The following is a 20,565-nucleotide window of genomic DNA, read 5'->3' as shown; positions in this document are numbered from 1 at the left end:
ATTTTTGCATGCCTAGGGACTGATGGGATCGCAAGCTCCTTCCCGGTATGCGATCCGACTATTAAAGGCTTCGCCTTCGCCGCCATGAAGATCCTCTTCAGGGCTCGGGCGGCGGGGCAACGCAACAAGAGAGTGGCCGGAAACAGCCACTCCGGATAAAACGGAGAACACGAGAGTGCCTACGATTAACCAGCTGGTCCGCAAGGGCCGCACGCCTAAGGTCTCAAAGACCAAGGCTCCCGCGCTTAAGGGCAGCCCCATGCGCCGCGGTGTTTGCACCCGCGTTTACACCACCACCCCGAAGAAGCCGAACTCGGCTCTGCGTAAGGTGGCGCGTGTTCGCCTCAACGGCGGCGTGGAAGTTACCGCCTACATCCCCGGTGTTGGCCACAACCTGCAGGAGCACTCCATTGTGCTCGTCCGCGGTGGTCGTGTTAAGGACCTCCCCGGTGTCCGCTACAAGATCGTCCGTGGCGCCCTTGATACCCAGGGCGTGAAGAACCGTAAGCAGGCCCGCAGCCGCTACGGCGCAAAGATGGAGAAGAAGTAATATGCCTCGCAAGGGTCCGGCCCCCAAGCGGCCGCTCGTTTCGGATCCGGTTTACGGCTCCCCGCTGGTAACCCAGCTCATCAACAAGGTGCTTGTTGACGGCAAGAAGTCCACTGCAGAGCGCATCGTCTACGGTGCCCTCGAAGGCGCACGCGCCAAGTCCGGTGGCGACCCCGTCGCAGCGCTGAAGAAGGCCATGGACAACGTCAAGCCTTCGCTTGAAGTTCGCTCCCGCCGCGTCGGTGGCGCCACCTACCAGGTCCCGGTTGAGGTCAAGCCGGGCCGCTCCACCGCACTCGCCCTGCGCTGGCTGGTTGGCTACTCCAAGGCCCGCCGTGAAAAGACGATGACCGAGCGCCTCCAGAACGAAATCCTGGATGCGTCCAACGGTCTCGGTGCCGCTGTGAAGCGTCGCGAAGACACCCACAAGATGGCCGAGTCCAACAAGGCCTTCGCACACTACCGCTGGTAATACTCCCCGGGCGCCGCCGGCTCAACAGAGCCGGCGGCGAACGTGTAGTCCATCCCAAAAGGAGACCCCGTGGCACAGGACGTGCTTACCGACCTTAGTAAGGTCCGCAACATCGGCATCATGGCCCACATTGATGCCGGCAAGACCACCACAACCGAGCGCATCCTGTTCTACACGGGTGTGAACCACAAGATCGGCGAAACGCACGACGGCGCTTCGACCACTGACTGGATGGAACAGGAAAAGGAACGCGGCATCACCATCACGTCTGCCGCCGTGACCTGCTTCTGGGAGAACAACCAGATCAACATCATCGACACCCCCGGCCACGTTGACTTCACGGTTGAGGTTGAGCGCTCCCTGCGCGTCCTCGACGGTGCAGTTGCCGTCTTCGATGGCAAGGAAGGCGTTGAGCCGCAGTCGGAAACCGTTTGGCGCCAGGCTGACAAGTACAACGTTCCGCGTATCTGCTTCGTCAACAAGATGGACAAGCTCGGTGCTGACTTCTACTTCACCGTAGACACCATCATCAGCCGCCTCGGTGCCAAGCCGCTGGTCATGCAGCTGCCCATCGGTGCCGAGAACGACTTCATCGGCGTCGTCGACCTGCTTTACATGCGTGCCCTGGTTTGGCCGGGCGACGCCAAGGGCGACGTGACCATGGGTGCCAAGTACGAAATCCGCGAGATCCCTGCCGACCTGCAGGAAAAGGCTGAAGAGTACCGCGCGAACCTCGTTGAGACGGTCGCCGAGTCCTCTGAGGAACTCATGGAGAAGTACCTCGAGGGCGAAGAGATCTCGATCGACGAGCTCAAGGCCGGCATCCGCAAGATGACCATCAACTCCGAGCTGTACCCGATCTTCTGTGGCTCCGCCTTCAAGAACCGCGGCGTCCAGCCGATGCTCGATGCCGTGGTGGACTACCTGCCGAACCCGCTCGACGTCCCCCCGATGGTCGGCCACGATCCTCGCGACGAAGAGAAGGAACTGACCCGCAAGCCTTCCTCGGAAGAGCCCTTCTCGGCTCTGGCCTTCAAGATTGCGGCCCACCCCTTCTTCGGCCAGCTCACCTTCATCCGCGTGTACTCCGGTCACGTGGAAGCAGGCGCCCAGGTGGTCAACTCCACCAAGGGCAAGAAGGAGCGCATCGGCAAGCTGTTCCAGATGCACGCCAACAAGGAAATGCCCGTCGAGGGTGCTACCGCCGGCCACATCTATGCAGCCATCGGTCTGAAGGACACCACCACGGGCGACACCCTGTGCGATGCCAACAACCAGATCGTGCTCGAGTCCATGAGCTTCCCGGAGCCCGTGATCTCGGTTGCCATCGAGCCGAACACCAAGGGTGACCAGGAGAAGCTCTCCACGGCCATCCAGAAGCTCTCCGCTGAGGACCCCACCTTCCAGGTGTCCCTCAACGAAGACACCGGCCAGACCATCATCGCCGGCATGGGCGAGCTCCACCTGGACATCCTGGTGGACCGCATGCGCCGCGAATTCAAGGTCGAGGCCAACGTGGGCAAGCCCCAGGTTGCTTACCGCGAAACCATCAAGCGCGCCGTCGAACGCCACGACTACACGCACAAGAAGCAGACCGGTGGTTCGGGCCAGTTCGCAAAGATCCAGATCGCGATCGAGCCGCTGGACACCGCCGAGGGCGAGCTGTACGAGTTTGAGAACAAGGTCACCGGTGGCCGCGTTCCCCGCGAGTACATCCCGTCTGTTGACGCGGGCATCCAGGATGCGCTGAACGACGGCGTCCTGGCCGGCTACCCGGTTGTCGGCATCAAGGCCACGCTGATTGACGGCGCGTACCACGATGTTGACTCTTCGGAAATGGCGTTCAAGATCGCCGGCCGCATGGCTTTCAAGGAAGCTGCGCGCAAGGCGAACCCGGTCCTGCTTGAACCGCTGATGGATGTCGAGGTCCGCACCCCTGAGGAATACATGGGTGAAGTTATCGGTGACCTCAACTCCCGCCGTGGCCAGATGCAGTCCATGGAAGATGCACAGGGCGTCAAGGTCATCCGTGCGCACGTTCCGCTGTCCGGCATGTTCGGCTACATCGGTGACCTGCGCTCGAAGACCCAGGGCCGTGCTGTGTACTCCATGACGTTCAACAGCTACGCCGAGGTCCCGAAGGCAGTTGCCGACGAGATCATCCAGAAGACCCGCGGCGAGTAGTCCTTCGGACTTTTCGCAGCGAAAAACTCGGGTGCGCTTGCCGGTTACGGAAAGCACAGCCGGTGCAGGTGGCCGGGGCACGGTCGGATTCGTCCGGTCAAGCCGGTTCCCGGCCATCTGCACGAACAGGCTCTAGGGACTAGTATTAGTTCCTGAATCTGCAATTTCACCAATCCAAAGCCCCCCAAGTAGACTTACCTGAGTTTCTGCCGCGACAAGAGCGGCAGGAGGGTATGTCATTTGAAAACGTTCTAGGAGGAACCTGTGGCAAAGGCAAAGTTCGAGCGGACTAAGCCGCACGTCAACATCGGCACCATTGGTCACGTTGACCACGGTAAGACGACGCTGACGGCCGCCATTTCCAAGGTGCTGTACGACAAGTACCCGACTCTCAACGAGAAGCGTGACTTCGCGTCGATCGACTCTGCACCCGAAGAGCGTCAGCGCGGTATTACCATCAACATCTCCCACGTGGAGTACCAGACCGAGAAGCGTCACTACGCACACGTTGACGCCCCCGGCCACGCTGACTACATCAAGAACATGATCACCGGTGCTGCACAGATGGACGGCGCAATCCTCGTGGTTGCCGCTACCGACGGCCCGATGGCTCAGACCCGCGAGCACGTTCTGCTGGCCCGCCAGGTTGGTGTTCCCTACCTGCTGGTCGCGCTGAACAAGGCCGACATGGTTGACGACGAAGAGCTCCTCGACCTCGTCGAAATGGAAGTTCGCGAGCTCCTGAGCTCGCAGGGCTTCGATGGCGACAACGCTCCGGTTGTCCGCGTCTCCGGCCTGAAGGCCCTGGAAGGCGACCCCGAGTGGGTCAAGTCCGTTGAGGACCTGATGGCTGCAGTCGACGAGTCCGTTCCGGACCCCGTACGTGACCGCGACAAGCCGTTCCTGATGCCGATCGAAGACGTCTTCACCATCACCGGTCGTGGCACTGTTGTTACGGGCCGCGCCGAGCGTGGAACCCTCGCCATCAACTCCGAGGTCGAGATCGTCGGCATCCGCCCGGTCCAGAAGACCACGGTTACCGGTATCGAGATGTTCCACAAGCAGCTCGACGAAGCATGGGCCGGCGAGAACTGTGGCCTCCTGCTCCGCGGTCTGAAGCGCGACGATGTCGAGCGTGGCCAGGTTGTCGTCAAGCCGGGTTCCATCACCCCGCACACCGACTTCGAGGCCAACGTCTACATCCTGTCCAAGGACGAAGGCGGACGTCACAACCCGTTCTACTCCAACTACCGCCCGCAGTTCTACTTCCGCACCACGGACGTAACCGGCGTTATCACCCTGCCCGAGGGCACGGAAATGGTTATGCCCGGCGACAACACTGAGATGACCGTTGCGCTCATCCAGCCCATCGCAATGGAAGAGGGCCTCGGCTTCGCAATCCGTGAAGGCGGCCGCACCGTTGGTTCGGGACGTGTCACCAAGATCATCAAGTAGTTTCTGCTGATCACGGACCATCCGAATCCTTGATTCGGTAATCCACAGGAAACCCCGCTGCCCAGTGCAGCGGGGTTTTCTTTTGCTACCATTTATCCAGTCGTTTGATAAATAAATGGGGACCGTTGTCTTATGGAAGAAGGCCCGACATGAGGGACGAGTCGTATGCCGCAGGGTACCGCGCCGGTCATCTGCAGGGGTGGCTGGACGCCATGGCTCAAGTAGACCAAATGCGGCGTCCGGCCAGTGCGGACCAACCCGCGGCGCAGGAAGTGAACCCGGCGCGGGTCTCTGTGGACGCGGCTCCTCCTGTGCTTCCGCCAGTTGCCGGAACGCTCGCCGCGGCAGCCGCTTTCGGGCAGCCCGCACCGGCATCCTCCGCACTGACCCGGCAGGCCGACGCCGACCGGTTGGGAATCGTCTCCGGCCCCGGACGGGCGGTACCGCCGCGGCCCCCCGCGCCAGTCCCATCGGGTGCCCGTGCCGTGCCGCGTGCCGTCACGCCGGCCGAGCGCCAGGCGCGCCGGGAACGCCGGGACCGGCAGAACATCAACATAACGCTCTACGTCGCAAGCATGCTCCTGGTGGCGGCTGCGGCACTCTTCGTCGGGAGCAGTTTGCCCCCGATGCTGCGCTTCGCCGGTGTTGGAGCCGTCACCGCAACGTTCTACTGTCTGGGCTTCGGGCTGCATGCAAAGATCGCCCGGTTGAGGCCGGCCGCCGTTGCCTTCACCGGCACCGGGCTGGCGCTGGTGCCGGTTTCGGGCCTGGCACTGTACAACTTTGCCTGGCACAACGGGCCGGCCACCTGGTTGCTGACGTCCCTGCTGGGGACCGCTGCTTATGTGGCGGCCGCCATCAGGCTGGACAGTAAAGTCCTGACCTACCTCTCGTTGACGTTTGTGGTGTCGACGGCGTGGTCGGGGGTTGCTGTCCTCGGAGGAGCACTCGTTTGGTATTTCGCGGCCATGATCAGCGTGGCCGTGGCCTTCACGTTGTTGTCGCATCGGCGCCCGTCTTGGCTGCCGCCTATTTTCGCCGGGCCGCTTGCCGCACTGCACCCCTATGTGGTGCCAGGTGTCGCGGTTGCGGCCACGTTTTCGCCGTTCCTGCCCGGTGGCCCGGGATTGACCAAGGCCGAGTATGCGCTGGTCGTCGGCGCCTGCGGGGCATACTTCGCCGTGTTTGCAGTGACGACGGCTGGTCTGCGGGTGGCGTATTTCAGGGCCGCGAGGGTGGCTCTGACAATCGCGGCGACGGTGGGGATCTGGCACGTGTCAGGACGCGGGACGGTCGCCCTGTTCACCCTTGCCGTTGTGGTTGGCGCCCAGGCAGTGGCAGTGGCATTCATGGGCGGACACCTTGAAGGCTGGATCACGCGGGCAGCAAGCGGGTCCGGCGGGCACCAACGGACGGTCGACGCCGGCCCGCAGGCGGGCACGGCACGCTGGCGGCGTGACGCGTTCGTCACGTTCGGCATCCAGTTCGCGGCCACGGCCGGCTACGCGCTGGCCGTCGTCGTCGCGGGCTTCTTCCTGCCGGCCCGGATATCTGCAAGTCCTGTGCCACTGTGGCTTCCAGTCCTGCTGAGCCTTGTCACAGGCTTCGCGCTGGCTGCCAGGCTTCGCGGCCGCGCGGAGATCGTGCCACTCCCGGCACTGTTGCTGGCAGCCCTCGTCAGCCATCACCTCGGTGAGGGCGTGTTTGCGCTGATGCTGTTCCTGGCCTGCGTCTTTTGGGCAGTCCGGGCCTACGTGGCGGACGGGGCACTGCGGCACCGCATGGTGCTCAACGCGCGCCTGGCCTGCACGGTGCTGGCTCCTGCGCTGGCAGCAGCCCTGACCGAAGGCGCCGGGCAGAACCGGGCCGTGTGGTTCACGTTGCTGATCGCGGCGGCTGTGCAGCAACTTCTCTCTGCGGCGATGCAGCGTTTCGGAATGAGGGCCCTGGCGCCCAGCATGAGCCTGGTCGGCTTCACGCTCCTCGGCCTCGGGAGCATCGCCAGCCTCTCGTCAGTCGCGGGCCTCGGGTCCCAGGGGCTGGTGTGGGCGTCAGCGCTGATCCTGCTCACGGCTGCTCTCGTGACCGGCTTCTTGTTGACCGGCAAACCTGCGGACTGGCGCAACTGGCGGCCCGGCGCCGGAGAGGTACTGGCGCCGGTGGTGGGCGCGATGCTTGCGGCGTTCGCGTTTGGCAGGCTGACGGAGGGGGCCGGGAACGTGGTCCTCTTGCTGTTGCTGGCGTACCTGGTCGCTTCTGCGTCCAGGCTCCCGGCGCTGGGGCACCGGTGGGCTTATTGGTGGGTCGCCCGGGCGACAGGAACCGTTTTGGTGTTGACGGCGTTCTCCCAGTTGCAGCACAGCACCGGCAGCCTCGTTGTCGGAGGGGAGGCGCTGCATCCGGCCACCGTTCTCGTCGCCGCCCTCTTTGCCCAGATGTCCCTGCCGTTGGGCGCGAAGATCCTGCGACGGGCCCCGTCGGGCGTAGTTTTCGACGCTGCCGGTGTCATCGTGCTGCAGCTCGCCGCCTGTGCTGTCCTGGCGCTCCAGGCATCCGGGAGCTGGCAGCACCTTGCTGCCGTGTCCGGAGCTGCAGTTTCCGCCGCACTGACTGCCTACGTCCTGCGGACGGAGCCGGCCGCTGGAGTCTTTGCCCCTGTGTCCTTCATTGTTCTCGCGGGCCTGTCGCTCGGAAATGCCCGGGCAATGGAGGTTCTGCTGGGTGTCTTCGCGGTGTTTGCCGGCGTCATGGTGGCAGCGGTGCCCCGGCCTCGGAGCAAAGGGTGGTACTTCGTTGCCGCGCGCGTCCTGACTGCCGTCCTTGCCTTGGTGCTCAGCGACGACCTGACGGCGTCACCAACCGCTGTTTCCGTAACGTTTGCGCTCGTCCTTGCTGCCCAGCATGTCATTCGCTGGTTGATGCGTTTCCGGCTCGCTGCCGTGCCCTTCCAGCAGGCCGCCGTGTGGATCACCCTTGCAGGCCAGGCTCTGCTGCCCTTGGTGTACGCCGTGCAGCACGGGGCGTTGCGGCTTGGCCCGACCCTTGGTGCTCCGCTGCCGGGCGGTGGAACCGGGGTGGACGGCGCGGGCCGTTGGGTGTTGCTTCTAGAGCTCGGGCTGCTGGTGGTGTCGGCCGCCGTGGCCCGCAGGCTGTTCGTTGCCCGGGGTGCGCTGTACTTCGGCGTTTACGGGCTGCTCTTCGGCGTATTGTCCCTCAGCCCGGTGGTTGCTTTCGGGGACGTGGCTGCCTTCAGCTTCACCGGGACAGCCGTTGTGCTTCTGCTCCTGGGCCTTGCGGCAGCCGCCGCCGGTCCGGAGTGGCAGCGCCGCAGTGTCTCTACGGGCCCGGAGCGCCGCCTGTGGCTCGCCGCAGCAGGAACATTCACCGCTGCGGCGTTGGCTGTGTCGCCCCAGGCTTCCCACTGGGTTCCGGGCGCTTCCGTGCTTGCCGTTGCAACGGTCCTGCTGACGGCGTCCCATGTGGAAGCGAGGCCGCTCCTCTATCCGCCGGCTGCGGCCGCCGTGCTCGGCGGAGCCTTCATGCTGGCGGCCGCCTGGCTGGGAGAATCCGAGGGCAATGGCCCGGGGGAGTGGGCACAGTACCTGCCATGGCTGGCAGGGCCAGGCGTGGCGGCAGCGGGGCTCTACGCCGTGCGCCGGGCACGGTCCAGGGCCCTAACGGATGATCCGTTCCGGCGCTGGTCCTTGGCCGGCGGCGCTTTTGCCGGCCTTCTCCTGGCAGCGCTTGCGGGCCTCTACCGTGATGGAACTTCCTGGACCGGTGTGGGCGTCCTCGTTGCCGCCGCCGCTGTTGCTGTCGCCGAAGCGACACCCCGCATGCGCCGGCCTGCAGCGGAGCTGGCGGCATTCGCGATCGTGGCTGCTGTCCAGCGGGCCGCCCTGTTCGAGTTCGGCGCAGTCCAAGGACTCCTGCCGTGGCCAGCCGATTCCCACGCGGACCCCTTCTGGGTGGCGCAGTGGTACATGCTGCTGGCCTCCGTGCTGGCTGGCCTGCGATACCTGGCGAACAGTCGCACCATCGGCCGGCGCTATGTGTGTGCCGCCGCGGGGCTGCTCAGCCTGTCAGGGGCGGGCACGGTGTTCGGGGGTGAAGCCTCACAGCAGTTGTGGGTACTGGTATGGCTCGCCCTGCTTCTGGTCGCCGGGCTGGTCCTCGGTGACAGGCTCTTTGTCAGGTGGGGCGCCGCTGGGATTGCCGTCTGCGTCCTTTGGGCAATGCGGCAGTACACGTTTGCGCTCCTGACCGTGGTGGCCGTCGGCCTTATTGCTTTTGCGGTCTGGCGCCTCAACCGTGGCACCGCTGGTGAGGACAAGGCCGGGAACGCGCCCTGATACTGTTTCAGCACTGAAAGGAGTCCATCATGGGGTGGTTTATTTTCCTGATCGTCGCGGTTGTCGTCGTCGCCGGGGCGTTTTGGGCCAAAAGGTATTTCCGGCACGAGATCGATCGCGCCAAACGGATCAACAGGTCCAACAAGAACCCGTAACACCGTGCGGAGCAGATTCGCTGGTACACCGTAGTCCTACTTTTCGGTATACCTAAATTCGCGCTATCCTCGTCTTGTAGATGCCCGCAACGATGAGGACACGTAATGGCTGCTCCCACACTGACGGCCGGACCTGCAGGCCCCAAGGCCTGGTCCCGGCTCCTGCTGCTCGGACCCGCCTTTGTGGCGGCTATCGCGTACGTGGACCCGGGCAATGTCGCCGCAAACCTGACGGCCGGGGCCAACTTCGGGTACCTGCTGGTGTGGGTCCTCGTGGCCGCCAACGCCATGGCGGTGCTGATCCAGTACCAATCCGCGAAGCTTGGTCTGGCCACCGGTATGAGCCTGCCGGAAATCCTGGGCAAGCGCCTGGGTACCCGGCGCCGCCGCGCCTACTGGGCCCAGGCAGAGCTTGTGGCCGGGGCTACGGACATGGCCGAAGTGATCGGTGGCGCTGTGGCGCTGAACCTCCTTTTCGGAGTGCCCCTGCTGGCCGGTGGATTCATCATTGGTGTTGCCTCCATGCTGTTGCTGGCCCTTCAATCGCACCGCAGCCAGAAGTCCTTCGAGATCGCCATCCTGACGCTCCTGGGCGTGATAGCGGTGGGGTTCGTCTCGGGCCTGTTCGTCAGCCCGCCTGACGCGGGCGGTGCGCTGGCCGGCCTTGTCCCGCGGTTCGAGGGGACAGACACGGTTCTGCTGGCCGCCAGCATGCTCGGGGCAACGGTCATGCCGCACGCGATCTACCTGCACTCGGCCCTGGCACGGGACCGCCATGGCTTCTCGCCTGATCCCGGGGTCCGGTCCAGGCTCATTCGGGCAACGCGCGTTGACGTCGCCGGTGCCCTGCTTCTTGCCGGAATCGTCAATATCGCCATGCTGCTGCTGGCCGCCACCAGCCTCCGCGGGGTGGAAGGAACCGACACCATTGCCGGGGCGCATGCTGCTGTGACGTCGGCACTCGGGCCGGTGATCGGCGTCGTCTTTGCCGTAGGCCTCCTTGCCTCCGGCCTGGCCTCCACCTCGGTTGGCTGCTACGCCGGAGCCACGATCATGGGCGGCCTCCTGAAGGTGAGGGTGCCCCTCCTGGTCCGGCGGATCATCACCTTGATCCCGGCACTGGTGGTCCTGGGTGCCGGGATAGAGCCGACGCTTGCCCTCGTCTTGAGCCAGGTGCTCCTCAGCTTCGGGATTCCATTCGCGCTGATCCCCCTGATCCGGCTCACCGGCAGCCGCGAAGTGATGGGCATCCACGTGGATTCCAAGCCGCTGCGGCTTGCCGGTTGGACCAGTGCCGCGCTGATCGTCGGACTGAACTGTGTCCTGATCGTCCTCACGGTGTCCGGACATAGCTGAGCCGGCGCCGGCAGCCCTGCGCTAGCTGTCCCGGCGTGCCCGGGCCCGCGAGAGGGCCTGGTACCAGTAGAAGGACTTCTTGGGGGTCCGTTCAAGGGTCTCAAAGTCCACATGCACCAGGCCGAAGCGCTGCGAGTAGCCGGCTGCCCACTCGAAGTTGTCCATCAGGGTCCACACGTAGTAGCCGCGCAGGTCCACGCCCTCCGCAATACCGCCGGGCGCCGTGGCCTCCAGCGCAGTTCCCAGGTGCGTCGCCAGGTAGTCCACCCGGTCGGCGTCGTCCAAAGTCTCGGACACGCGGTCGGGCTCGGGGAAGCTGGCCCCGCCCTCGGTGATGTACACCGGCGGCAGGGCATCACCGTAACGGTCCCGCATTTCCTGCAGCAGGATCCCCAAGTGGTGTGGCGCCACCGGCCAGCCGAAACCGGTGCTGCCGTACTCCGGATACCCCACTTCGTGGAAGGGAAGCTTGGCCAGTTCCTGGTGCATGTCCGCCGGCAGGGGCGTAATGCCGGGCCCCAGCGCCACCTTGACCGGGAAATAGTAGTTGAGCCCATAGAAATCCAGCGGCTGGTGGATGGTCTTCAGGTCTGCATCGGAGATCCTGCCGATGGAACGCAACCACGGCCTGGCATACAACGGCAGGGATGGGTAGCGGCCCAGCAGGACGGGGTCGGCATACAGCCGGTTCATCAGCAGGTCGTACAGGTGGGCGACCATCCGATCGCCGATCTTCCGGGACGCTGGCCTGACCGGTGAGTGCAGGTTCGTCAGGCCGATGCCGCCAACAACTCCGGCGGCCCGCAGCGCCTGGACCCCCAACCCGTGCGCCAGGAGCTGGTTGTGGATGGCGGGCAAGGCATCGAACATCAGGCGGCGTCCAGGTGCATGCACCCCCAAGGCATAGCCGTTCAGGGTTACCGATACGGGCTCATTGAGGGTGACCCACTGCGGCACCCGGTCCCCGAACCGCTCGCCGGCCGCCCTGGCGTACTCGGCGAAGCGATGCGCCGTGTCCCGGTTCAGCCAGCCGCCCCTGTGCTCGAGCGGCAAAGGAGTGTCCCAGTGGTAGAGAGTGGCCATGGGGGCGATGCCGGCCTCGAGGAGTTCGTCGATCAGCCGGTCGTAGAAATCCAGTCCCTGGGCGTTGAAGCTGCCCTGGCCGTCGGGCTGGATGCGGGGCCAGGAGAGCGAGAAGCGGTACGAGCCAACGCCGAGCTCCTTGAGCAGCGCCACATCTTCGGGCAACCTGTTGTAGTGGTCGCAGGCGACGGCGGGGGAGTGGCCGTCCAGGATTGCCCCGGGCTTTTCGGCGAAGGCGTCCCACCCGGAGGGTCCCCGGCCATCCGCCTTGAGGGAGCCTTCGATCTGGAACGCCGCAGCCGCAACACCCAGGGTGAACGACGGCGGCACCCGCCCGGCCAGTTCGGTCACCGATTCCGTGCCTTCCATGGTCATGCCCCTATCATCCAGTGGCTTCCGGTCCACGGCAATGGCAGTTCATGGGGCTGAAAAGCGGCGATTCGCATCTGGCAGGGTTTTCCGGCATACTAGATGAGTTGTTCAAGCGCTTCTTCGCGTCCCGATCCGGATAATGCCGGGTGCAGGGTCCAAGCTGAAGACCAAACATAACCCACCCCCATGGAACTGCGGATTCATATGCGCGCCCAGCGCGACACGCCCGACCGCGGGGGTCGGTTACGCCGGCAAGGTGAGGAACCCGGATTTATCCGGATTCAGTTTGTGCGGCGGATGGTGGTTACGACCTCAAATGCTTCGGCAGCCATACAACAGGTAAGTGAACAGGGCAGCCCTAAACCGGGGAAGCACAGACTGAAAGAGAGTCAGGCGACATGGCGGGACAAAAAATCCGCATCCGGCTGAAGTCATACGACCACGAGGTCATTGACGTTTCAGCACGGAAGATCGTTGAGACGGTCACGCGCGCAGGCGCAACGGTAGTCGGCCCCGTGCCGCTGCCGACGGAGAAGAACGTGTACTGCGTGATCCGCTCTCCGCACAAGTACAAGGACAGCCGCGAGCACTTTGAAATGCGCACGCACAAGCGTCTTATCGACATCATCGATCCCACGCCGAAGGCCGTCGACTCGCTCATGCGTCTCGACCTGCCGGCTGACGTGAACATCGAAATCAAGCTGTAGGGAGGTGCTGAGAAACTATGACCGCAACCCGTAACGTAAAGGGCCTGCTGGGCACGAAGCTCGGCATGACCCAGGTCTGGGACGAGAACAACAAGCTCATCCCCGTCACTGTGGTCCAGGCAGATTCGAACGTCATCACCCAGCTGCGCAACGCTGAGGCCGATGGCTACGTCGCCGTCCAGATCGGCTACGGCCAGATCGATCCCCGCAAGGTCACCAAGCCGCTGGCTGGTCACTTTGAAAAGGCAGGCGTCACGCCTCGCCGCCACGTCGTCGAACTCCGTACCGCAGATGCTGCCGAGTACGAGCTGGGCCAGGAGCTCTCCGTAGAGGTCTTCGAAGCCGGCCAGAAGATCGACGTCATCGGCACCACCAAGGGTAAGGGCTTCGCCGGTGTTATGAAGCGTCACGGCTTCCACGGCGTTGGAGCTTCCCACGGTGCCCACAAGAACCACCGTAAGCCCGGTTCAATCGGTGGCGCATCCACCCCGAGCCGCGTCTTCAAGGGCATGAAAATGGCCGGCCGCATGGGCGCCGTTCGTCACACCACGCTGAACCTCACCGTTCACGCGGTTGACGTCGAGAAGTCGCTGCTCCTGATCAAGGGTGCCGTTCCCGGTGCCCGCGGCCAGGTCGTCCTCGTACGTACCGCCGTGAAGGGAGCCTAGTTCAATGGCTAACACTGTCCAGGTTGACCTGCCTGCAGAGATCTTCGACGTTCAGACCAACGTGCCGCTGCTGCACCAGGTTGTCGTTGCCCAGCTCGCTGCTGCCCGCCAGGGAACCCACAAGACCAAGACCCGCGCTGAAGTTTCCGGTGCAGGACGCAAGCCGTTCAAGCAGAAGGGCACCGGCCGCGCCCGTCAGGGTTCCATCCGTGCTCCCCACATGACCGGCGGTGGCGTTGTCCACGGTCCCACCCCGCGTGACTACAGCCAGCGGACCCCCAAGAAGATGATTGCTGCTGCACTGCGCGGCGCACTCTCCGACCGGGCCCGCAACGGACGCATCCACGTTGTCGCTGAACTGGTTGAAGGCACCAAGCCTTCCGCCAAGACCGCACTGGCAACGCTCCGCGGTGTTTCCGACCGCAAGAACCTGCTGGTCGTCATCGAGCGCGACAACGACGTTGCCGCACTGTCCGTGCGCAACCTCGCCGGCGTTCACGTTCTGTACGCAGACCAGCTGAACACCTACGACGTTCTCGTCTCCGATGACGTTGTCTTCACCAAGGCAGCCTACGAAGCATTCGTAGCCGCCAAGGCAGCTAAGAACGAGGAGGATGCCAAGTGAGTGCAGCCACCATCAAGGATCCCCGCGACGTCGTGCTTGCACCCGTCGTGTCGGAAAAGAGCTACGGCCTGATCGACGAGGGCAAGTACACCTTCCTGGTGGACCCCCGTTCGAACAAGACCGAGATCAAGCTGGCCGTGGAGAAGATCTTCTCCGTCAAGGTCGAATCGATCAACACCATCAACCGTGCCGGTAAGCGCAAGCGCACCAAATTCGGATGGGGTACCCGCAAGAACACCAAGCGTGCGATTGTCACCCTCAAAGAAGGCACCATCGACATCTTCGGCGGTCCGCTCGCGTAGCGGAGACCACTTTAACGAGGAAATAAATTATGGGAATCCGTAAGTACAAGCCGACTACCCCGGGCCGTCGTGGCTCGAGCGTAGCGGACTTTATCGAAATCACGCGGTCGACGCCGGAAAAGTCGTTGGTACGTCCGCTGCCCAAGAAGGGCGGCCGTAACAACACCGGTAAGATCACCACCCGCCACAAGGGTGGTGGACACAAGCGCCAGTACCGTCTGATCGACTTCCGTCGCCACGACAAGGACGGCGTCAACGCCCGCGTTGCCGAAATCGAGTACGATCCGAACCGCACGGCTCGCATCGCCCTCCTGCACTACGTTGATGGCACCAAGCGTTACATCATCGCCCCCAACAAGCTCTCCCAGGGTGACGTTGTGGAGGCAGGTGCCGGTGCAGACATCAAGCCCGGTAACAACCTGCCCCTGCTCAACATCCCGGTGGGTACCGTCATCCACGCAGTTGAACTGCGCCCGGGCGGCGGCGCCAAGATGGGCCGCTCCGCCGGTGCATCCATCCAGCTCGTTGCCAAGGAAGGCCGTTTCGCCCAGCTGCGCCTGCCTTCCGGCGAAATCCGCAACGTTGACGTGCGCTGCCGCGCAACCGTCGGCGAGGTCGGCAACGCCGAGCAGTCGAACATCAACTGGGGCAAGGCCGGCCGTATGCGGTGGAAGGGCGTCCGCCCGACCGTCCGTGGTGTCGCCATGAACCCGGTTGACCACCCGCACGGTGGTGGTGAGGGTAAGACGTCCGGTGGACGTAACCCCGTCAACCCGAACGGTAAGCGTGAAGGCCGCACCCGCCGCCCGAACAAAGAGAGCGACAAGCTTATTGTGCGTCGCCGTCGTACTGGCAAGAACAAGCGATAGGAGCCTGGACACATGCCACGCAGCCTGAAAAAAGGTCCTTTCGTTGACCAGCACCTCTTTGTGAAGGTCGCCAGGGAAAACGAAAAGGGCACCAAGAACGTCATCAAGACCTGGTCCCGCCGTTCGATGATCATCCCCGACATGCTCGGGCACACGATCGCCGTACACGACGGACGCAAGCACATCCCGGTGTTTGTCACTGAGTCGATGGTCGGGCACAAGCTCGGCGAATTCGCTCCCACGCGGACATTCCGCGGCCATGTCAAGGACGACCGTAAGGGCAAGCGCCGCTAGGCGCCTGCGTTTACGTCAAAGACGAGAGAAGGAAAGCAATGGAAGCCAAGGCAATTGCGCGCCACATCCGCGTAACGCCTATGAAGGCCCGGCGCGTCGTCAACCTTGTTCGTGGATTGCAAGCGAATGAGGCTCTGGCAATTCTGAAGTTTGCCCCCCAGGCAGCTTCGGAGCCGGTATTCAAGGTAGTTCAGTCGGCAATCTCCAACGCCCGGGTCCTCGCGGACCGCGACGGCGTGGCGTTTGACGAAGGTGACCTCATCATCAGCGAAGCGTTTGTTGATGAAGGCCCGACCATGAAGCGGTTCCAGCCGCGTGCCCAGGGTCGTGCATTTCAGATCAAGAAGCGCACCAGCCACATCACCGTGGTAGTCGCTACCCCGGAGAAAGAGGAGGCTCGCTAAGTGGGACAGAAAGTAAACCCGCACGGGTTCCGACTCGGCATCACCACCGATCACGTATCGCACTGGTTCGCTGACAGCACCAAGGCCGGCCAGCGGTACAAGGACTTCGTTCGCGAAGACATCCGCATCCGCCAGCTCATGTCCACGGGCATGGAGCGCGCCGGTATCGCCAAGGTCGAGATCGAGCGCACCCGTGACCGTGTCCGCGTGGATATCCACACGGCCCGTCCCGGCATCGTCATCGGACGCCGTGGAGCAGAAGCAGACCGCATCCGCGGCGAGCTCGAGAAGCTCACCGGCAAGCAGGTCCAGCTGAACATCCTCGAGGTCAAGAACCCCGAGATGGAAGCCCAGCTTGTGGCCCAGGGCGTTGCAGAGCAGCTGACTTCCCGCGTGGCATTCCGCCGTGCGATGAAGAAGGCCATGCAGTCCGCACAGCGTGCAGGTGCCAAGGGCATCCGTATCGCCTGCTCGGGCCGCCTCGGTGGCGCTGAAATGTCCCGCTCGGAGTTCTACCGCGAAGGCCGTGTGCCCCTGCACACCCTCCGCGCGAACATCGACTACGGCTTCTACGAAGCCAAGACCACCTTCGGCCGCATTGGTGTGAAGGTCTGGATCTACAAGGGCGACGTCACTGCCAAGGAACTGGCCGCCCAGGCTGCCTCGGCACCGTCCCGCGGCAACCGTGGCGACCGTCCCGGCCGTCCGGGTGGCGCCGACCGCGGTGACCGCCGCCGTCGCAACGACCGCCCGGCCGCTGACGCAGCTCCTGCTGCTGAAGCTCCGGCAGCTGAAGCTGCACCTGCAGCAGCAGAAGGAGGACAGGCTTAAATGCTTATCCCACGTCGAGTCAAGCACCGTAAGCAGCACCACCCGGGTCGTTCCGGCGCTGCAACGGGCGGCACCGAGGTCTCGTTCGGTGAGTGGGGTATCCAGGCTCTGAGCCCGGCATACGTCACCAACCGCCAGATCGAATCTGCCCGTATCGCGATGACCCGCCACATCAAGCGTGGCGGTAAGGTCTGGATCAACATCTACCCGGACCGTCCCCTGACCAAGAAGCCTGCCGAAACCCGCATGGGTTCCGGTAAGGGTTCGCCGGAATGGTGGGTCGCCAACGTCAAGCCGGGCCGGGTTCTGTTCGAACTCTCCGGTGTCAATGAAGAGGTAGCTCGCGAGGCCCTGCGCCTGGCAATCCACAAGCTGCCGTTGAAGGCACGCATTGTGCGTCGCGAAGGTGGTGAGTAGAAATGGCAGTAGGATCCAAGGATCTGGCTCCCGCACAGCTGGACGGTTTCGACAACGAGCGTCTCGTTGAAGAACTCCGCAAGGCCAAGGAAGAGCTGTTCAACCTGCGCTTCCAGTCCGCCACCGGACAGCTGGAGAACCACGGTCGCCTGCGTGCAGTAAAGAAGGACATTGCCCGCATCTACACCGTTCTCCGCGAACGCGAGCTGGGCATTCGTGCCGAGGTTGCCGCACCGGTTGTGGAAGCCAAGGAAGAAAAGAAGTCCAAGAAGGCTGCAACCAAGAAGGCCGAAAAGGCTGAAACGGTTGAGACCGAGGAGGATGCCAAGTGAGTGAAAAGGACGAGAACGTGACGGAAACTGCTACCGCCGCCAAGGCTGGGGAGCGCGGTTACCGCAAGACGCGTCGCGGCTACGTGGTCTCCGACAAGATGGAAAAGACCATCGTTGTTGAGGTTGAGGACCGCGTAAAGCACGCCCTGTACGGCAAGGTTATCCGCCGTACCTCCAAGGTCAAGGCACACGACGAAGAGAACACCGCCGGTATCGGCGACCTCGTTGTCATCGCCGAGACCCGTCCGCTGTCCGCCACCAAGAACTGGCGGCTCGTGGAAATCCTCGAGAAGGCCAAGTAGCACCTGCTGCTTAGCTGTTGCCCCTGCTCCCTTCCGGGAGTGGGGGCTTCCTCGTTTAAAGGGCCGGCAGTGTCACGCCAGGCACCCTTCGGACGCCGCGGACGACGCCGGCGCCTGGGCCGGCGGGGGACAGGCACCATGGGTGGGCCGAAAGGCTGCCGTGCGTGACGCCGTCGTCCGTCTTGCGGTGCGGATGCGAGGGGTGATATGGGGACTGGCGGAAAACGTGCTAGGATATTGAGTTTGTATGGCGCCTTCTGTGCGCCGTCATCAACCTCGTAAACAAGCGTGCCACAGCATAGTGCCCCTGTGCGCCCGGGATCCGTCCCGGAACGGATGGGAGCAACTGCTTCTGGCACGGGCGTTTAGGCCTGGTCTGGCAAAATCCAGGCAGGTCAAGAGACACCCCGATCAACCGTTCCGCAAGGCTCATTCCGTAGCAAGACCACGGCCTGAGAACCGGCGCGACGCAAGGAGTAAATAGTGATTCAGCAGGAGTCGCGACTGAAGGTCGCCGACAACACGGGTGCTAAGGAAATCCTTACCATTCGCGTTCTCGGTGGATCCGGCCGTCGCTACGCAGGCATCGGCGACGTCATCGTCGCCACCGTCAAGGATGCAATCCCGGGCGGCAACGTAAAGAAGGGCGATGTGGTCAAGGCCGTCATCGTCCGTACCAAGAAGGAACGCCGCCGTGCGGATGGTTCCTACATCAAGTTTGACGAGAACGCAGCTGTGATCCTGAAGAACGACGGTGACCCCCGCGGTACCCGTATCTTCGGACCGGTTGGTCGTGAACTGCGTGACAAGAAGTTCATGAAGATCGTTTCTCTGGCTCCGGAGGTGCTCTAGTCCATGGCTGCAAAGATCAAGAAGGGTGACCTGGTTCAGGTCATCACTGGCGCCAAGGCTGAGCGCGGCGGCGACCGTGGCAAGCAGGGCAAGGTTCTGCGCGTTTTCACCGACACCAACCGCGTGCTGGTTGAGGGCGTTAACCGCGTCACCAAGCACACTCGGGTTGGACAGTCGCAGCGCGGCACCAAGACCGGCGGCATCGAGGTTGTAGAGGCCCCGATTCACGTTTCCAACGTGGCCCTGGTTGACCCGTCGACCAAGAAGCCGACCCGCGTGGGCTTCCGCCTCGACACTGTGGAGAAGAACGGCGTCAAGAAGACCGTCCGCATCCGCGTGTCCAAGAGCACCGGGAAGGACATCTAATGACCGAGACTATCGAGACCCCGGCAACGAAGATCGTTCCTCGTCTGAAGACCAAGTACGCCGAATCCATCAAGGCTGCGCTGCAGGATGAATTCAAGTACTCGAACGTGAACCAGGTACCCCGTCTGGTGAAGGTTGTTGTGAACATGGGTGTTGGAGATGCCGCCAAGGACTCCAAGCTGATCGACGGCGCTGTCCGCGACCTCACCCAGATCACCGGCCAGAAGCCGCAGGTTACCAAGGCCCGCAAGTCGATCGCACAGTTCAAGCTGCGCGAAGGCATGCCCATCGGTGCACACGCAACCCTGCGTGGCGACCGCATGTGGGAATTCGTGGACCGCCTGGTCAGCCTGGCCCTGCCCCGTATCCGCGACTTCCGCGGCCTCAGTGGCAAGCAGTTCGATGGCAATGGCAACTACACCTTCGGTCTTACCGAGCAGGTTATGTTCCACGAAATCGACCAGGACAAGATCGACCGCGTCCGCGGTATGGACATCACGGTTGTCACCACTGCGAAGACCGACGACGAAGGCCGTGCGCTGCTCAAGGCGCTTGGTTTCCCGTTCAAAACCGAAGCTTAATTAACTACGTAAAAGGTCCGGCTGCTCCGCTCCCCAGGGGACGGAACGGCGGAAACCGTTATGAGGAAGGGCATGAGCCCACATGACAATGACAGATCCTGTCGCAGATATGCTTACGCGCCTGCGTAACGCAAACTCGGCGTACCACGACTCCGTGACTATGCCGTACAGCAAGCTCAAGGCACGCGTTGCCGACATCCTCAAGGCCGAAGGTTTCATCGCCGGCTGGAAGGAAGAGGACGCAGAGGTTGGCAAGAAGCTGACCCTCGAACTCAAGTTCGGTCCGAACCGCGAGCGTTCCATCGCCGGTGTACGCCGGATCTCCAAGCCGGGTCTCCGCGTTTACGCGAAGTCCACCAACCTCCCGCACGTGCTCGGTGGCCTGGGTATCGCAATCCTGTCCACCTCTTCCGGCCTCCTGACTGACAAGCAGGCCGGCAAGAAGGGCGTGGGCGGCGAAGTCCTCGCGTACGTCTGGTAACGGGAAAGGAAGAGAATAATGTCACGTATTGGACGTCTCCCCATCACCGTTCCTGCCGGCGTTGAGGTCAAGGTTGACGGCTCTGTCGTCAGCGTCAAGGGTTCCAAGGGGGAGCTTAGCCACACTGTGGCCAGCCCCATCGAGGTTGCCCTGGACGAGAACACCCTGACCGTTACCCGCCCGAACGATGAGCGCGCCTCCCGTTCACTCCACGGCCTGACCCGCACCCTGATCGCCAACATGATCCAGGGCGTCACCGCAGGCTACGAGAAGAAGCTTGAAATCGTCGGTACCGGTTACCGCGTTCAGGCCAAGGGATCTGACCTTGAGTTCGCTCTCGGCTTCAGCCACCCGGTCAGCGTTTCCGCTCCGGCCGGCATCACCTTTGCAGTAGAGGGTCCGACCAAGCTCTCTGTCTCAGGCATCAACAAGCAGCAGGTCGGCGAAGTTGCTGCCAACATTCGCAAGCTGCGCAAGCCTGACCCCTACAAGGGCAAGGGCATCCGTTACGCCGGCGAAGTCATCCGCCGCAAGGTCGGAAAGGCTGGTAAGTAA

The 20,565-nt window shown here is 63.3% G+C and carries 24 protein-coding genes; 23 read left to right on the top strand and 1 reads right to left on the bottom strand.

The window, feature by feature from the left end; translation table 11 throughout:
- Nucleotides 1-175 precede the first annotated feature (175 nt).
- From rpsL to AC4EEV_RS05165, 7 genes are all read left to right on the top strand, one after another.
- The gene (gene rpsL / locus AC4EEV_RS05195; protein WP_009358312.1) at nt 176-550 is read left to right on the top strand and encodes a 30S ribosomal protein S12; all 375 of its coding nucleotides are present in this window, start codon (nt 176-178) and stop codon (nt 548-550) included.
- A gap of 1 nt (nt 551) precedes the next feature.
- Complete coding sequence (gene rpsG / locus AC4EEV_RS05190) at nt 552-1,022, top strand: 30S ribosomal protein S7 (RefSeq protein ID WP_003803829.1); 471 nt, start codon at nt 552-554, stop codon at nt 1,020-1,022.
- Between the two features lie 69 nt (nt 1,023-1,091).
- Nucleotides 1,092-3,206 (top strand): elongation factor G, encoded by a 2,115-nt coding sequence (fusA, locus tag AC4EEV_RS05185; RefSeq protein WP_018760461.1) that lies wholly within the window; start codon nt 1,092-1,094, stop codon nt 3,204-3,206.
- 264 nt (nt 3,207-3,470) lie between these two features.
- Nucleotides 3,471-4,661 (top strand): elongation factor Tu, encoded by a 1,191-nt coding sequence (tuf, locus tag AC4EEV_RS05180; protein WP_018760460.1) that lies wholly within the window; start codon nt 3,471-3,473, stop codon nt 4,659-4,661.
- A 149-nt stretch (nt 4,662-4,810) separates the two neighbouring features.
- Complete coding sequence (locus AC4EEV_RS05175) at nt 4,811-9,013, top strand: hypothetical protein (RefSeq protein WP_491330289.1); 4,203 nt, start codon at nt 4,811-4,813, stop codon at nt 9,011-9,013.
- A gap of 29 nt (nt 9,014-9,042) precedes the next feature.
- On the top strand, nt 9,043-9,168 hold the full coding sequence (locus AC4EEV_RS05170) for a hypothetical protein (protein WP_491330288.1): 126 nt from the start codon (nt 9,043-9,045) through the stop codon (nt 9,166-9,168).
- Between the two features lie 105 nt (nt 9,169-9,273).
- The gene (locus tag AC4EEV_RS05165; RefSeq protein WP_018760457.1) at nt 9,274-10,524 is read left to right on the top strand and encodes an Nramp family divalent metal transporter; all 1,251 of its coding nucleotides are present in this window, start codon (nt 9,274-9,276) and stop codon (nt 10,522-10,524) included.
- A gap of 21 nt (nt 10,525-10,545) precedes the next feature.
- Here AC4EEV_RS05165 and AC4EEV_RS05160 read toward each other — a convergent pair whose 3' ends face one another.
- Entirely contained in the window at nt 10,546-11,982 is a 1,437-nt protein-coding gene (locus tag AC4EEV_RS05160; protein WP_491330287.1) for a GH1 family beta-glucosidase, read from the bottom strand.
- A gap of 395 nt (nt 11,983-12,377) precedes the next feature.
- Between AC4EEV_RS05160 and rpsJ the strand changes: the two genes are divergently transcribed.
- The 16 genes from rpsJ (at nt 12,378) to rplF (ending at nt 20,565) form a co-directional block, all read left to right on the top strand.
- The gene (rpsJ, locus tag AC4EEV_RS05155) at nt 12,378-12,686 is read left to right on the top strand and encodes a 30S ribosomal protein S10 (RefSeq protein WP_003803825.1); all 309 of its coding nucleotides are present in this window, start codon (nt 12,378-12,380) and stop codon (nt 12,684-12,686) included.
- 17 nt (nt 12,687-12,703) lie between these two features.
- The gene (gene rplC, locus AC4EEV_RS05150) at nt 12,704-13,354 is read left to right on the top strand and encodes a 50S ribosomal protein L3 (RefSeq protein WP_013601833.1); all 651 of its coding nucleotides are present in this window, start codon (nt 12,704-12,706) and stop codon (nt 13,352-13,354) included.
- A 4-nt stretch (nt 13,355-13,358) separates the two neighbouring features.
- Entirely contained in the window at nt 13,359-13,979 is a 621-nt protein-coding gene (rplD, locus tag AC4EEV_RS05145) for a 50S ribosomal protein L4 (protein WP_018760455.1), read from the top strand.
- Nucleotides 13,976-14,281 carry a 50S ribosomal protein L23 gene (gene rplW, locus AC4EEV_RS05140; RefSeq protein ID WP_011692807.1) on the top strand — a complete coding sequence of 102 codons (306 nt, stop codon included), beginning with the start codon at nt 13,976-13,978 and terminating at the stop codon, nt 14,279-14,281. Before rplD ends, rplW begins: the two co-directional genes overlap by 4 nt.
- 29 nt (nt 14,282-14,310) lie before the next feature.
- Nucleotides 14,311-15,150, top strand: a complete 840-nt coding sequence (gene rplB / locus AC4EEV_RS05135) for a 50S ribosomal protein L2 (RefSeq protein WP_026264302.1) — start codon at nt 14,311-14,313, stop codon at nt 15,148-15,150.
- Between the two features lie 12 nt (nt 15,151-15,162).
- Nucleotides 15,163-15,444 (top strand): 30S ribosomal protein S19, encoded by a 282-nt coding sequence (gene rpsS / locus AC4EEV_RS05130; RefSeq protein WP_003803803.1) that lies wholly within the window; start codon nt 15,163-15,165, stop codon nt 15,442-15,444.
- 38 nt (nt 15,445-15,482) lie between these two features.
- Nucleotides 15,483-15,848: a 50S ribosomal protein L22 gene (rplV, locus tag AC4EEV_RS05125; RefSeq protein ID WP_009358304.1), complete on the top strand. Its 366-nt coding sequence runs from the start codon at nt 15,483-15,485 to the stop codon at nt 15,846-15,848.
- The gene (gene rpsC / locus AC4EEV_RS05120; RefSeq protein WP_018760453.1) at nt 15,849-16,679 is read left to right on the top strand and encodes a 30S ribosomal protein S3; all 831 of its coding nucleotides are present in this window, start codon (nt 15,849-15,851) and stop codon (nt 16,677-16,679) included.
- The gene (gene rplP, locus AC4EEV_RS05115; RefSeq protein ID WP_015937848.1) at nt 16,680-17,096 is read left to right on the top strand and encodes a 50S ribosomal protein L16; all 417 of its coding nucleotides are present in this window, start codon (nt 16,680-16,682) and stop codon (nt 17,094-17,096) included.
- 2 nt (nt 17,097-17,098) lie between these two features.
- Nucleotides 17,099-17,428 carry a 50S ribosomal protein L29 gene (gene rpmC, locus AC4EEV_RS05110; RefSeq protein ID WP_018760452.1) on the top strand — a complete coding sequence of 110 codons (330 nt, stop codon included), beginning with the start codon at nt 17,099-17,101 and terminating at the stop codon, nt 17,426-17,428.
- Nucleotides 17,425-17,730: a 30S ribosomal protein S17 gene (gene rpsQ / locus AC4EEV_RS05105; protein WP_018760451.1), complete on the top strand. Its 306-nt coding sequence runs from the start codon at nt 17,425-17,427 to the stop codon at nt 17,728-17,730. Before rpmC ends, rpsQ begins: the two co-directional genes overlap by 4 nt.
- A gap of 483 nt (nt 17,731-18,213) precedes the next feature.
- Complete coding sequence (gene rplN / locus AC4EEV_RS05100) at nt 18,214-18,582, top strand: 50S ribosomal protein L14 (RefSeq protein WP_003803789.1); 369 nt, start codon at nt 18,214-18,216, stop codon at nt 18,580-18,582.
- 3 nt (nt 18,583-18,585) lie between these two features.
- Nucleotides 18,586-18,948, top strand: coding sequence for a 50S ribosomal protein L24 (rplX, locus tag AC4EEV_RS05095; protein WP_018760450.1), 363 nt, complete (start codon nt 18,586-18,588; stop codon nt 18,946-18,948).
- Nucleotides 18,948-19,529 carry a 50S ribosomal protein L5 gene (rplE, locus tag AC4EEV_RS05090; RefSeq protein ID WP_018760449.1) on the top strand — a complete coding sequence of 194 codons (582 nt, stop codon included), beginning with the start codon at nt 18,948-18,950 and terminating at the stop codon, nt 19,527-19,529. The genes rplX and rplE overlap by 1 nt, the downstream gene beginning before the upstream one ends.
- Before the next feature lie 82 nt (nt 19,530-19,611).
- Complete coding sequence (rpsH, locus tag AC4EEV_RS05085) at nt 19,612-20,010, top strand: 30S ribosomal protein S8 (protein WP_018760448.1); 399 nt, start codon at nt 19,612-19,614, stop codon at nt 20,008-20,010.
- A gap of 18 nt (nt 20,011-20,028) precedes the next feature.
- On the top strand, nt 20,029-20,565 hold the full coding sequence (gene rplF / locus AC4EEV_RS05080) for a 50S ribosomal protein L6 (protein WP_018760447.1): 537 nt from the start codon (nt 20,029-20,031) through the stop codon (nt 20,563-20,565).

This window comes from Pseudarthrobacter sp. MOO14 (assembly GCF_058267675.1).
The sequence above is the reverse complement of the archived record's forward strand: the minus strand, read 5'-3'. Positions and strand labels throughout refer to the sequence as shown.